Annotated in this window: 13 protein-coding genes and 1 riboswitch; of the genes, 4 read left to right on the top strand and 9 right to left on the bottom strand. The window is 48.0% G+C overall.

What is annotated here, in order from left to right:
- Positions 1-316: 316 nt before the first annotated feature.
- A riboswitch (cobalamin riboswitch) is annotated at positions 317-522 on the bottom strand.
- Positions 523-639: 117 nt separating this feature from the next.
- The 3 genes from IEY34_RS37450 to IEY34_RS35515 form a co-directional block, all read right to left on the bottom strand.
- Positions 640-771: a hypothetical protein gene (locus tag IEY34_RS37450; protein ID WP_268240227.1), complete on the bottom strand. Its 132-nt coding sequence runs from the start codon at positions 769-771 to the stop codon at positions 640-642.
- A gap of 128 nt (positions 772-899) precedes the next feature.
- On the bottom strand, positions 900-1,013 hold the full coding sequence (locus IEY34_RS35520) for a DUF4023 family protein (RefSeq protein ID WP_189020902.1): 114 nt from the start codon (positions 1,011-1,013) through the stop codon (positions 900-902).
- Between the two features lie 46 nt (positions 1,014-1,059).
- On the bottom strand, positions 1,060-1,416 hold the full coding sequence (locus tag IEY34_RS35515; RefSeq protein WP_189020900.1) for a hypothetical protein: 357 nt from the start codon (positions 1,414-1,416) through the stop codon (positions 1,060-1,062).
- 178 nt (positions 1,417-1,594) lie between these two features.
- Between IEY34_RS35515 and asnB the strand changes: the two genes are divergently transcribed.
- A complete protein-coding gene (gene asnB, locus IEY34_RS35510; RefSeq protein ID WP_189020898.1) occupies positions 1,595-3,439 on the top strand; it encodes an asparagine synthase (glutamine-hydrolyzing) in 1,845 nt (614 codons plus the stop codon).
- A 51-nt stretch (positions 3,440-3,490) separates the two neighbouring features.
- Here the strand turns inward: asnB and IEY34_RS35505 are convergent, their stop codons facing one another.
- The 3 genes from IEY34_RS35505 to IEY34_RS35495 all read right to left on the bottom strand — a co-directional run bounded on the left by IEY34_RS35505 (position 3,491) and on the right by IEY34_RS35495 (position 6,116).
- Positions 3,491-4,138 carry an XTP/dITP diphosphatase gene (locus tag IEY34_RS35505; protein WP_189020897.1) on the bottom strand — a complete coding sequence of 216 codons (648 nt, stop codon included), beginning with the start codon at positions 4,136-4,138 and terminating at the stop codon, positions 3,491-3,493.
- The gene (rph, locus tag IEY34_RS35500) at positions 4,122-4,880 is read right to left on the bottom strand and encodes a ribonuclease PH (RefSeq protein ID WP_189020895.1); all 759 of its coding nucleotides are present in this window, start codon (positions 4,878-4,880) and stop codon (positions 4,122-4,124) included. The genes IEY34_RS35505 and rph overlap by 17 nt, the downstream gene beginning before the upstream one ends.
- 189 nt (positions 4,881-5,069) lie before the next feature.
- Positions 5,070-6,116: a GerMN domain-containing protein gene (locus IEY34_RS35495; protein ID WP_189020893.1), complete on the bottom strand. Its 1,047-nt coding sequence runs from the start codon at positions 6,114-6,116 to the stop codon at positions 5,070-5,072.
- Positions 6,117-6,330: 214 nt separating this feature from the next.
- Between IEY34_RS35495 and IEY34_RS35490 the strand changes: the two genes are divergently transcribed.
- Both IEY34_RS35490 and IEY34_RS35485 read left to right on the top strand, forming a co-directional pair.
- Positions 6,331-7,293 (top strand): phosphatidylglycerophosphatase A family protein, encoded by a 963-nt coding sequence (locus IEY34_RS35490; protein WP_189020891.1) that lies wholly within the window; start codon positions 6,331-6,333, stop codon positions 7,291-7,293.
- A 169-nt stretch (positions 7,294-7,462) separates the two neighbouring features.
- Complete coding sequence (locus IEY34_RS35485; protein ID WP_189020889.1) at positions 7,463-7,723, top strand: hypothetical protein; 261 nt, start codon at positions 7,463-7,465, stop codon at positions 7,721-7,723.
- 88 nt (positions 7,724-7,811) lie between these two features.
- On the opposite strand, the gene IEY34_RS35480 is transcribed toward IEY34_RS35485, so the two are convergent.
- The 3 genes from IEY34_RS35480 to IEY34_RS35470 are packed head-to-tail and all read right to left on the bottom strand — an operon-like array spanning position 7,812 to position 10,256.
- The gene (locus tag IEY34_RS35480; RefSeq protein ID WP_189020887.1) at positions 7,812-8,792 is read right to left on the bottom strand and encodes an MBL fold metallo-hydrolase; all 981 of its coding nucleotides are present in this window, start codon (positions 8,790-8,792) and stop codon (positions 7,812-7,814) included.
- A gap of 10 nt (positions 8,793-8,802) precedes the next feature.
- The gene (locus IEY34_RS35475) at positions 8,803-9,534 is read right to left on the bottom strand and encodes a class I SAM-dependent methyltransferase (RefSeq protein WP_189020885.1); all 732 of its coding nucleotides are present in this window, start codon (positions 9,532-9,534) and stop codon (positions 8,803-8,805) included.
- Positions 9,535-9,563: 29 nt separating this feature from the next.
- On the bottom strand, positions 9,564-10,256 hold the full coding sequence (locus IEY34_RS35470; RefSeq protein ID WP_189020883.1) for a DUF6483 family protein: 693 nt from the start codon (positions 10,254-10,256) through the stop codon (positions 9,564-9,566).
- A 195-nt stretch (positions 10,257-10,451) separates the two neighbouring features.
- Here IEY34_RS35470 and IEY34_RS35465 point away from each other — a divergent pair, with 195 nt between their 5' ends.
- The gene (locus IEY34_RS35465; protein WP_028556998.1) at positions 10,452-10,673 is read left to right on the top strand and encodes a helix-turn-helix domain-containing protein; all 222 of its coding nucleotides are present in this window, start codon (positions 10,452-10,454) and stop codon (positions 10,671-10,673) included.
- The last annotated feature ends 1,581 nt before the right edge of the window (positions 10,674-12,254 follow it).

The following is a 12,254-nucleotide window of genomic DNA, read 5'->3' as shown; positions in this document are numbered from 1 at the left end:
TGCATTTCAATTGGCTCACGTCCCTAATATGGAATAAATCTCTATTCTCCATATTTATTCATATTCCCTTGTGCCAACGAAGAAAATATCCAACAAAATTTTGGGTAGACCTAAGTAGTTACTTTTGGCTAGAATAGCGCACCGTAGTTCCCTTACGTCCACGCGAGGCAGCTGGAGTAACTCCGCGTTCACTCCAAAACATATAAACTTTTATAGTTCTAAAAAAGGCGCCTCCCCTCTTTTAAAAAAAGGGAAAGACGCCTATCGATGGTATGCGAATAGTTCATCTAACACCTCCCTATCTCCCGTAGGTACATTGTGTGCGCAAAAATAGGCAGGTCTCCTGGCTTCAAGATCATCATCAAACGTCTACCTTCCCAATCTGAAGCGATCAGTGGCACCCTAGACGTTGACTCCTTTGTTACAGTGGCGGGACCGCGTCGGCTTCGAACCGATCTTCCCTTTTAAGCTTATCCTTGCAATAACTTGCCTAGGATAAACACCTATTTCCGTTATGAAATTACAGAGCTTGTTCCAACTCCTTCCCCATCTTACCGTAATGTCCATAGGCTTACAAGGAAAAAAGCCCCAACTCAAGGTTGGAGCTTACTTGGCGATGCTTTGGACACGCCAACTCATCTACACAGATGGACGATTAGGCTGATGATGCCCCGGCTCTGTCGAGGTCAAATTCGATTGCACTTGTGAAGCTTGTTTGGAATTATCAATTGCACTTTGGTTCTTTTCCGTCATATTTTTCTTTTTGCTCATCGCTGCTGCTCCTCCTGTAAGTGAATTAGCCACTCGTTTAGTATGGATCCAACCTGCTTAAACCATGCAAAAAGCAAAAACCTGCAAGGCTACTTCCCTCGCAGGTTCTTGTTTGGTGCCACTCGACCTTAGTGTTTCTTGTGCGGCAAATTACTGCCGGGCTGCTTATCACCTTGTGTCCTGAAGTTCTTCTCGGCTTTCCTCTGCTTGTCATGCAGCTTGCTGATGAAATGACTATCCATGAGCATTCGCCTCCTGAAGAAAGAATGGCACTACACCTTTAGAATGTCACACAAGCTCCAAATTTAAACGCATGGCTAAATTAAGAATTGCCCCTCTGGCTTCCGCATCTGTTTTGACACGCTCATACAGTTCCTCGAAGTTGTCACGATTTTGCATAAACTCCGGCTCTGTCTTGATGGCGGTTTGCGTCCAGTTGATCAAGACATTTTCAGCTTGTGTAAGCTCATTGTATGCACGATGCAAACCAACACGCTCAATGATGTCTTCCAACTCAGCTTGGCCTACTTCAACCCCGGACTCTTTCAGTTCGGCAATTCGTTTATCCGCTTGATTGCTAATTTGCAAAAAATGTTCTCTGGAGGCCAAGTAATCGATTTGTGCTTTGGAATGTTTCTTTTTCATTGTCATCACCTTCGTCATTTAATATGTAAGAATTGGATTTATTGTAACAGTCCTGTTAGCAAAACACAAAATCCATCTTGTCAGCCACACCTATCCGGCTAGGGACAGACATTATATATCCCTAATTTGCATACCCTTAATCATCATGCTCTCTTCATAAAGAAAGGAAGGAACGTCTATGTGCGGAATAACGGGTTGGATAGATTGGCGGAAAGACTTGACCGGGTACCCGTCCATTCTAGAAAATATGACGGAAACACTCCATTTGCGTGGCCCCGATGCTTCAGGTACCTGGATTTCTCAGCATTGCGCGCTTGGGCATCGTCGTCTTAGTGTCATGGATCCGGAAAACGGCGCTCAGCCCATGGTTCGGAAACAAGGAGACTACACCTATACCATTGTATATAACGGCGAGCTTTACAACGCCCCTGAATTGAAAAAAGAGCTCGAGCTCCGTGGACATCAATTCCGCACGACCTGCGATACCGAGGTGTTGTTGGTTGCTTTTATCGAATGGGGGCGCGCTTGTGTTGACCGTTTGAATGGCATCTTTGCTTTTGCAGCCTGGAATGATCAGGAGCAGTCCCTCTATCTGGTGCGAGACCGGCTTGGCGTAAAGCCGCTTTTTTATTCTCATCAGAATGGCGTTCTTCTATTCGGTTCAGAACCGAAATCCATCCTTGCACATCCGGACTTCAAGGCTGAAGTCGGGGCAGAAGGGTTGGCCGAAATCTTCGCTGTCGGACCTGCACGAACGCCAGGGCACGGCATTTACCGCAATATGTCGGAACTCAAACCAGGACAATGCGCAGTCTTCGATCGCAACGGCTTGTCCATTCGCACATATTGGAAGCTGGAGAGCAAACCACATCCAGATGATATTGCGGCAACAGCCCTGCAAGTCCAGAATCTGCTCAACGACACATCCCAACGTCAACTGGCCTCCGATGTCCCCATCTGTACGCTGCTCTCCGGCGGACTCGATTCAAGCGCCTTGACGTCGCTGGCTGCCGCTCACTACAAGGAGAGCGGGCAAGGCCCCCTGCATACTTTCTCAGTCGACTACAAAGATAATGACAAGCATTTCAAAGCCAATATTTTTCAACCGAATTCCGATGCTCCGTGGATTAAAAGAATGACAGAACACTTGGGCACCGAACATCATTATATTGAGTTCGACACGCCGGAACTTGTGGAATCATTGAAAACAGCCGTTCTGGCCCGCGATACTCCGGGCATGGCTGACGTCGATGGGTCTCTTTATTTATTTTGCCGAGAAATCAAGAAACATGCCACCGTGGCGATCTCCGGGGAAGCAGCGGATGAAATCTTCGGCGGTTATCCATGGTTTCACAGTGAGGAAGCCTTATCGGCCAATACGTTTCCATGGTCGCTCAAATTGAATAATCGGGTAGATTTATTAGCTCCCGACCTCGTCGATTGGATTAAACCCATTGAATATGTCAGCAATCGCTATCAGCAAGCATTAAGTGAAGTCCCGCGGCTAGCTGGCGAAACCGAGCAAGAAAATCGGATGCGGGAAATGTCCTATTTGAATATTACCCGCTTCATGCCGACCTTGCTCGATCGCAAAGACCGCATGAGCATGGCGGTTGGGCTGGAAGTCCGCGTCCCATTCTGCGACCATCGACTCGTTGAATATGTCTGGAACATTCCTTGGGATATCAAAACTTCCGGCGACAGAGAAAAAGGCATTCTGCGCAAAGCCCTCAAAGGCGTTCTCCCAGACGATGTCCTAACCCGCAAAAAAAGTCCTTACCCCAAAACGCACAACCCAAATTATCTGGCTGCCGTGCGAAAATGGGTGTTGGAAATACTCGATGACTCCAGCTCCCCCTTGCTGCCCTTCATCGACGTGAAGAAAATCCGAGCACTTGCCAGCTCGGATAAGAATGATTTTGATCTGCCTTGGTTTGGCCAATTAATGACAGGCCCTCAATTATTCGCCTATTTGGCTCAAGTGGATACCTGGCTGCGCACCTATAAGATCTCTATACGATAAAGTAAAAAAAACCTGCTATCCACGCATCAAGTGGTAGCAGGTCTATTTCATTTAGTCCGTTTGATTCGGCAGTCGATCCAGAAAGAGACGCAGCGCTTTGGCGCGATGGCTAATCGCATTTTTCTCTTCCATCGTCAGTTCAGCCATCGTTCTTCCCATCGCAGGAATATAGAACAGCGGGTCATAACCGAAGCCGCTCTCCCCCCGCTCCTCACCGATAATGAAGCCGCGGCAAGCATCCTCTGCCTCGATGATCTCATTAGCCACAGGATCGATTAAAGCCAGCGCACAGACGAAAGATGCTTCGCTAAGCAGCTTAGGGTGGCCCGCTTCAGACAGCAACTCGCCCGCTGGAGCGGTTTCGCTCAAAGCTTGCAACAGCTTTGCATTATTATCGGCATCTGTGGCTTCTTCTCCAGCGTATCTAGCTGAATAGACGCCTGGATCGCCCCCCAAAGCTTTGACGCATAGACCGGAATCATCAGCCAACACAGGCACGTGAAGGTGTGCCGAAATAATTTGAGCTTTGATCCGCGCATTCTCCGCAAAGGTCTTCCCGCTCTCAACAATGTCCGGAAGCTCCGTATAGTCGGCCAAACTGCGAACCTTGTAGCCCTTTGCTCCAAACAGCTTAGCGAACTCCTTGACTTTCCCCTCATTGCGCGTAGCAATGACGACAATATTACTTTGTAGCCGCATGTTGTACACCTCGAATACGATCTGCGATCGGTCCCAGCACTTTGCTTTGCTCTTCAATCATCGTGCGGATGCCTGTTTCGGCAAGCGCCAGCAGCTCATCCAATTCCTTGCGGGAAAAAGGAGCATCCTCGCCTGTGCCTTGCACCTCTACGAATTGGCCTTGGCCCGTCATGACGACGTTCATATCTACCTTGGCTTGGGAATCCTCTTCGTAATTCAAGTCCAAACGCGGCGTATCGCCGATCACACCTACACTGACGGAAGCCAGAAAATCGTTGATCGGGAACTTTGCCAATTTTTTATCGTTAGCCAGTTTATTGATTGCAAACGCCATCGCTACAAAAGCGCCGGTAATCGACGTTGTACGCGTTCCGCCATCCGCTTGGATCACATCACAATCCAATGTAATGGATCTTTCGCCCAAGGCTTCCAAGTTCACGACGGAGCGGAGAGCACGCCCAATCAATCGCTGAATCTCCATCGTGCGCCCGCCTTGTTTGCCTTTGGCCGCTTCGCGTTGATTCCTAACTTGCGTGGCTCGCGGCAGCATCGAGTACTCAGCCGTTACCCAACCTTTGCCTTGCCCCTTCATGAAAGGGGGGACGCGTTCTTCCACGGTTGCCGTACATATAACTTTGGTATCCCCGATCTCAATGAGTACCGATCCTTCTGCATGTTTTATATAATGAGGGGTAATTTTCATCGTACGCAGGTCTTGGTTCGTTCTTCCACCAATTCTCATAACTGTTGTTCTCCTCCTGTTGCTTCCTTCAAAAGCTTTAATCCTTTAAACCCCATTGTAATGTAGTAGAAGTCTTTTGTAAAAAAATTTCAGCTTCTTCCCCAAAAATAACCAAAATAAATAGAAAAAAGCCCCATCCAAGGAGCTTGTCAATGACAAGATCCCAAGCATAGGGCTTTCGCTATAAATTTACAGCTTCGCTGGATTAATATGGGCAGGTCGGGATACCGGCTTGGTGTAATTTTGATCCGATGCCGAGCTTTTCACCACAGCGCCATCCACTTTAATTTGAACTTGCTTATACCCCGTGTTCTCCGTTAAAGACAGAATCACCGACTGCAGCGCATCTGCGGATGCTTTCTGATCTGCGCCCAGAAGTTTATTGGAGAAATCAACCGTAATTAATCCTTCTGAAGGCTTGATACTCTTCACTTCCGTCGTCTTGTTAAGCACGGCAGCCAGGCCTTTTTTCTGATCCGGCCCTTTGATCAATTGATTGACAACGGCCGTGGCTACATCATCGGTTCGTTTGACAAGTCGGGTTACCGGTACGTAATATTTATAATTTTGATCATTTTGATTTAAGAAATAGAGCGTAACCGGTGTGGATTGCCCAAATTCGGCATCCTCTGCCTTCTCGATATTAATCCCCATGGAACGAGCCAAAGGCGCATCCAGCGGCGTCTTCGCCTGCGGCATTTCCTTCAGATCTTTGCCTTCTACACGTAGTTGGACCTTCTCAACACTGGAGAAATTGGTCAGATTCCATGTGACGGCTTCCAAAATCTTTCTTTCATCCTGTTTATCATAATTCAGAAATTCTTTGGAGAAATCAACGATCGCGCGCTTATCCGACGTGATGTTCAGACTAACAATTTTGGTTCCTTTGGGCAGCAGCGCCTGGAAACCAGATGGCAGCAGACTGGCAACCGGCCCTCCAACCACCATGTACTCGAGCGTCGTCTTCGCGACTGACACCGACTTGGGAAGTCCAAGGCTGAGCGGCGCTACGAAGCCTTTGGCATCCTTGACGTACACCGTCATTTGTGAAGAGTTTTCTTCCATCATATCGATCGTAACGGCAGCTGATGTCGTCTTGGCTTCCGCTTCCGCACCCGTGGTAGGAGGTGCATCGATGTCACTTTTTTTCCCAGTGCCCAGAACCGAACATCCCGTGGTCAGCAAGGTAATCACCCCCGCAATAGCGGCTGAACGAATCCAATGTTGATGTTTCATTTGCTTATTTCCTCCTTCGCGTTTTCGCAGAAGCTTTCTTCAGAAGCATCTGCCCGTTTTGTGGTCTTGGATAATGGCCTGTACATTGCTTTTTCGTATTATTATGTATACGGAGCTTTGTCCGATTTATAACTACTTTTTGTCCACATTTTCAAGAATTAAATCTGATATGCTATACTTGTCAAATAGATTGGACCCAACTGGAGGCGCAGCGATGAGAACTTTCCTCAAAGACAAAACGCTTATTTTCAATGAATTCCGTGATGAAGTTTTCAGTCACTATTCCCAAGCTGTCATAGAAGATGCTGTGGCTCGCTTGCTCGTCGAGATCAAAGGAATCAAAAAAATTCCTTATGACATGATTACCACAACGCTGCTCGGAGTGTTGAGCAAAACAGAAACGTATAACGTCATGTCAACGCTCATGGAATTGCAAAAAAAAGTAAAGCATGATTCCGAACTGCTAGCCAGCATGAAAGACCCTGCTTATAATGTGCATCGGACAATCGCGATGTCCATCTGTGGTTTATATGGAAGCGGAGCCATCTCGCTCTTTGGCTTTATGGATTGTAAATTCCGCTTTTTCTTTCCGACCAAACGCCCCAAATCTTTCATTTCCAAAGGGATCTGCGCCATCGTAGCCTCAACGGCAAGCGTAATCATCTCGGAAAATGTGAAAGAAGATTACACCCAGCGCAATCTGGAAATGCTAGCCGCTAGAGGCGTAGCACTTGATGATATGGTGGAAATTCTCGACACCCTGCAGCGCCCCTATAATCCCGATATGCCGCGCAGCCTCTGCGAAGAGCATGTGCTCGCCGTTCTGCGCAAGCAGCAGACATTCCACGCCCTGCAATTGGCGATCAAAATCGATACTGCCGTGGAAGCAGGCGAATTCAATCCGCAATATAATCATATTGTCGGTCAGGACGAAGGACTTTTCGGCGTAGACGAAAGCATTGCTACCGCCGTCCCTCTCATGTACGGGACCATCGCCCTCACCAACTTCGGCTATTTGGATAAAGAGAAAATCGGCATAATCAAAGATTTGGACAGCGATCATTCCGAAGGAAAATGCAACACTTTTATCGATGATATGGTCTGTGGAATCGTCGCAGCCGCTTGCGGCCGACTTGCACATAATAATATCCCGACTTATAGCAAGCCTTTGAACTAAGAGATGGGAAAGAGCCATGCGTTGCCTTAGGCGCCGCGTGGCTTTTTGGCGTTTGGTGAAATGAAAAGCAAAAAAGGCAATGATGATACCCATTCCGCTTTTCAGTCAGCACACTTATAGCAAACAAGCATTCAATATAGAGTATCTACAACGAAATGAGGTGATTAGATTGGCTCGTGCAAAAGCTGTTCATCAACCTGACTTAGTCTTGATTAGTTGGACAAGAAACCCTCTTGTTCCCGGTTCTCCGCGCAGAATTACCGCTGCCCGCGTTATCGGCAATGCACAACCCTGCACATTCACACTGGTGCGCAATGGGTTGGTCATCAATGCTTTAAACTGCTTATTGGATCATGACATCGGCTTTAGAATCGTCTATCAGAAAAATACTTCACGTGTAAGCGGGTATATTCTATTGCAGCGATTCTAGTAGTAGGTAATCTGGAAGCGCAGTGCCTAGGCTTCCAATAACAACAGGAAAAGCCCCCAAACCAGCAACTCGGTTTGGAGGCTTTTCATTATGATTTCGCTACAGCAATGTAGCGAATGAATTCCGCGGACGGGTCATCCTGACGGATACGTCCTTCATGTTCCAGCAGGATGAGGTGAGCGATCGTCTCCGACAGCGCGAACCTCATCTGGTGAATGCTCAGCCGGTCGCCGAAGGTCGCCCGGCATACATCATAAGCGCTCAGCGATACGCTTAGCTGACTCTCCATGAGCGCAAGCCGCTCATGATGGTGGCGCACCAGCTCCGCTGCGCGTGCGCCGAAGCCCTGCCATGGCTCCCGGTGCCCCGGGTAAGCCATCTTCACGGGCAGCCTGCCGATCTCCTGCAGGCTGCTGAGATAAGCGCCGAGCGGGTTCTCCTCCACCTGCGGGAGGAAGGACACGTTAGGCGATATTTGCGGCAGGACGTGGTCGCCGCAGAAGATCACCTCCGCCTCGGCGTCGTAGAAGACGAGGTGCCCCGCGGCATGGCCAGGGGTCTCGATGGCTTCGTACACGCGGTTCCCGAGGCGCACAGGGCCTTCGCGCAGCAGCGTCACCTGCGGCTGCGGCGAGACCAAATCGACGAAGCTCACCATGTGTTTCGTCATCTCGTCCAGCCCGTCCTGCGGGAAGCCATGACGGGCGAAGAGCGTGAGGAGCAGCGCCGACATCGGCTGCTCGGCGCCCCACAGGAGCTGCACTTGCGCGAGGCCGGTCTCCGAGAGGAGAACCGGCGCGCCCGTGCGCTCCTGGAACCATCCCGCCATCCCATAGTGATCCGGATGGTGGTGGGTGAGCACGATTTGCTCGATGTGCTCGAAGTCAATCCCCCGCTCCTGCAGGACCTGCTGCCAAGTTGCCTCGGCATCTAGCGTATGCAGTCCCGGATCAATCACCGTATATCCCTTCTCTCCGCGTATGAGATAAGCGTTGACCCACCGCAGCGGGAAGGGCAATGGAACTTTCACTTGGGTAATCTCTTCTGTATGTTCCGTTACGATGTTCATATCCGAAATGTCATCCTTCCTTATGCCCTACAAAAATCATTCGGCTTGAAGCATCCGCTTCATAAGCCTGTCCATCATACCCGCCATACACATGATCAATATGTAAGCCTGCTTTTTGCAGCATAGCCTCGAACGCCGTCCGGTCATACAGCTTAATCTGTTCCAAATATTTCCGCTGCGGAGTATCTTTGTCGGTAATCACAATTCTTTTCCGCACACAGCCCTCTTCAATCGCCCTCATTTCGAGAATCCGCATACCATCCTCTACCCGCTCCGACTGAGGAACCAGATTCGCCTGCGTATAAACCGGATTCAGGAAATCGATGATAAAGCGCCCACCTTCTTTCAAAAGCCGATGCACTTCATGCAGCACTTGCTCATTCTGCTCGTCCTCGTCAAAATACCCAAATGAGCTAAACAAATTCACAACGGCATCAAAGGGTTGATCGAGCGGAACTTCGCGCATATCCCCGCGCAGCCAAGTCACCTGCTTATCCTTATCTAATTTCACCGCTTCATGCAGCAGCACTTCAGATAAATCAACACCGGTTACCTCGTAGCCAAATTCCGCCAAAGCCATCGAATGACGGCCCATCCCACAGCACAAATCCAGTACTTCCGCCCCTTGATTCAAACCTAACCAGTCGATCATTTTCTTCACTTCATGATAAGCGCCTTGCAAATCACGATGTTTGTATACGATTAAGTAATCATTCCCAAAACTTTCCTGATACCAAGCCATTTCTTCACACCTTCAATTTTCTTATTCGATTAAGGATTCATAATTTCAAAAGAGTGCAGCTTCTGTTTCAAAAAGCGCAAACCGTCCAACGCTTCTTCCTTGCTAAAATTACCTGCCAGCAGATCATCATCCGGGATCTCCAGCAATTTTTCATAAAAGATAACGCCCTGCCCAAGAAATTCAGCTTGGTCTGGATGATCTTCCATATAATGAAACAACACGTCCTCCACCTTGGCATAAAGGCCTTGCTTCTCGTAATGGGCAAACAACAGTCGCTTGATATCCTCCGGCATGATCCAGCCTTCCAGACGTCCCATGCTTTGCTGAATGCGGGCAATCATTTCTCCATACTCTTCATCCTTCGGCTCAACCTCGGGGGACAGCGATAGGTGCAGCAGCAAATCCAACGATTTCAGATACGCGCTGTACGCTTCGTCTGTTTGCTCATGCCGCTCGAGCATGTCTCCTTGGGCTGTGAACATATCTGTGATCACCAACGCTTTTGCCGTATCCAGACTGCCATGATAGGACAAGAGCTCCAAAATATCTTTGCTCGACAACGCCTGCAGGGAGCGAATATTCAACCCCAGCAAATGTCGGCTGGCTTCATCCAGCAGCTTCTGGGCATCTTCCAATGGGAGATGTTCCTTGTTAAAAAGTATGCGATGCAGCATCACGGTCATTTGCTCAATTTGCCGCATAAAATAATCACGCTTGAACACGAGAATCGCCTCCTTTGCACAAAAGAAAACCCTCATTTCAGCTTACCATGCATCACGAGGAAACTCAAAAGTGGATACCGCCTATTTTTCTATATATACCGCACCATTGACAGCAGCCCTTCATAAACTAATTTTGACTGTATCCCTTAACCTTGTATTTCCCAATACCCGAGCAAGGAGGGGTGACACACATCCATGGGCAGCGACCACAAAAACAAATTTCTACTTACGAACCGCGAACGCGAAGTATTCGAACTATTAGTGCAGGACAAAACGACGAAGGATATCGCGCAGCAACTTTTCATTAGTGAAAAGACTGTGCGAAATCATATTTCTAACGTCATGCAAAAGCTGAACGTAAAGGGTCGTTCACAAGCGGTTGTAGAACTGATCAAGCTTGGGGAATTGAAGATCTGATTCCGTCAGCAAAGGGATCCATGCAAGCTCTCGAGCCTTCTTAGGAAGGAGTCGAGGGCTTTTATGTTTGTGCGGTATGTTTGTGAATATGCTGTGAGGTAAATGTGTGATTCAAGCGTCAGCAGAATTGAACATTTTGTTAACCCAACATTTCGACAACATCCGACCTGCCCAATTGACTATGATAGTAGACAAACATCTGTAGGAGGTTGAGAAGCGGATGGCCCAAGCTGTCGAAACGCACAAAACTATTATGTCACTTTCAAAGCTCCTGAATATTGAACCCATGATTTTATTGCGGCTTTGCCAATATATCGAGTCGAGAGGTCATCGTTTTCTGAAATCAGAAGAGGGTTCTCTCCAATTCAATGACCGGGATATTGCTATTATCCTGGCGTACTATTGAAGAGCATTAGCTAGTTTATAGCCATACCCTCGCTAACGAACTGTATTGTTGCTAAAGAGATGAAACAGCCTCGCTTTTGATCTAGCGAACTGAAGCGGCGTTATGTGGCTGCGTGCAGGCGGAATGGTGCTGTTTTGCTTGAAATACAGCTTCTAGAGTTCGTTAAAATCTCGAACCTATTGGTTTTTGACTACATAAGGGCTTTTGAGTTCGTAAGGGCTGAGTTCGTAAGAGGAAGGGACTGTTGGCTACTACTGGGTGCTGGGTGCTGGGTCTGGATGCTGGGTGCTAGGTGCTGGGTTCTGGGTTCTGGGTTCTGGGTTCTGGGTTCTGGGTTCTGGGTTCTGGCACGCTTGGAGTAATCTCGATAATAATTCCCGTTCTACTGGAGATCGTACAGTCATTTCTTCATTTATGCTTATAGGTGATCCGCTCTATTGGATTTTGTCCAGTAGAAATGTCTTTTAAAAGTGATCGTTATCAGAAAATCGCGCCTTCCACTGGAAAAACTCCAGTGAAAATACGAGAACCACAGCTCGAAGAGGCAAACCATTGTACATTTTCCAATCAATTCAGCTAACGCTAAATGCCCGCTCCTATTATGCGGCGGATAACTCATAACTCCCTATAGCTCAGCATAAGAAAGCGGCTTTGCCGCCTTTAGAGATTAGCATCTTCATAACGGTTTTAACAATCTAGCGGATCGTAGTTCCCTTTGGGCTTTGAAATGACAGAGAGCGTCGTGTGAAAAGGAACTATGATCCGCTAACTGGCGGAAACTGGGGTAAACGTAACATGAAAAGGAACTGATATCCGCTATTTAAGCGGAACCTGCTGATTCCAACCGGAAAACGGAGAAATAGCGGAACGTAGTTCCCTCGAGCGTGGAATATGGCGGTTTTCAGAATTATAGCGCCCTGTAGTTCCCTCAAACTCCCGGTAATGACACTTTTGGCTAGAACAGCGCACCGTAGTCCCTCCGTGCGAGGTAGCTGGAGTAACTCCGCGTTCACGTTCATTCCAAAACATATAAACTCTTATATTTTTTTAAAACTACGACAGCACAATTAACTAGCAGGTATTTCCAATCTTTTGTCGAAGGTGTAGAGGTCAGAATTTATTCTAGGAGATGACCTTCATGCTTGAGAAAAATAGATTGGGTGCTGCACCCAAAG

Source organism: Paenibacillus marchantiophytorum (genome assembly GCF_014640555.1).
Taxonomy (GTDB): Bacteria; Bacillota; Bacilli; order Paenibacillales; family NBRC-103111; genus Paenibacillus_E; species Paenibacillus_E marchantiophytorum.
Note: the sequence above shows the minus strand (reverse complement) of the source record. Positions and strands in the feature narration are given on the sequence as shown.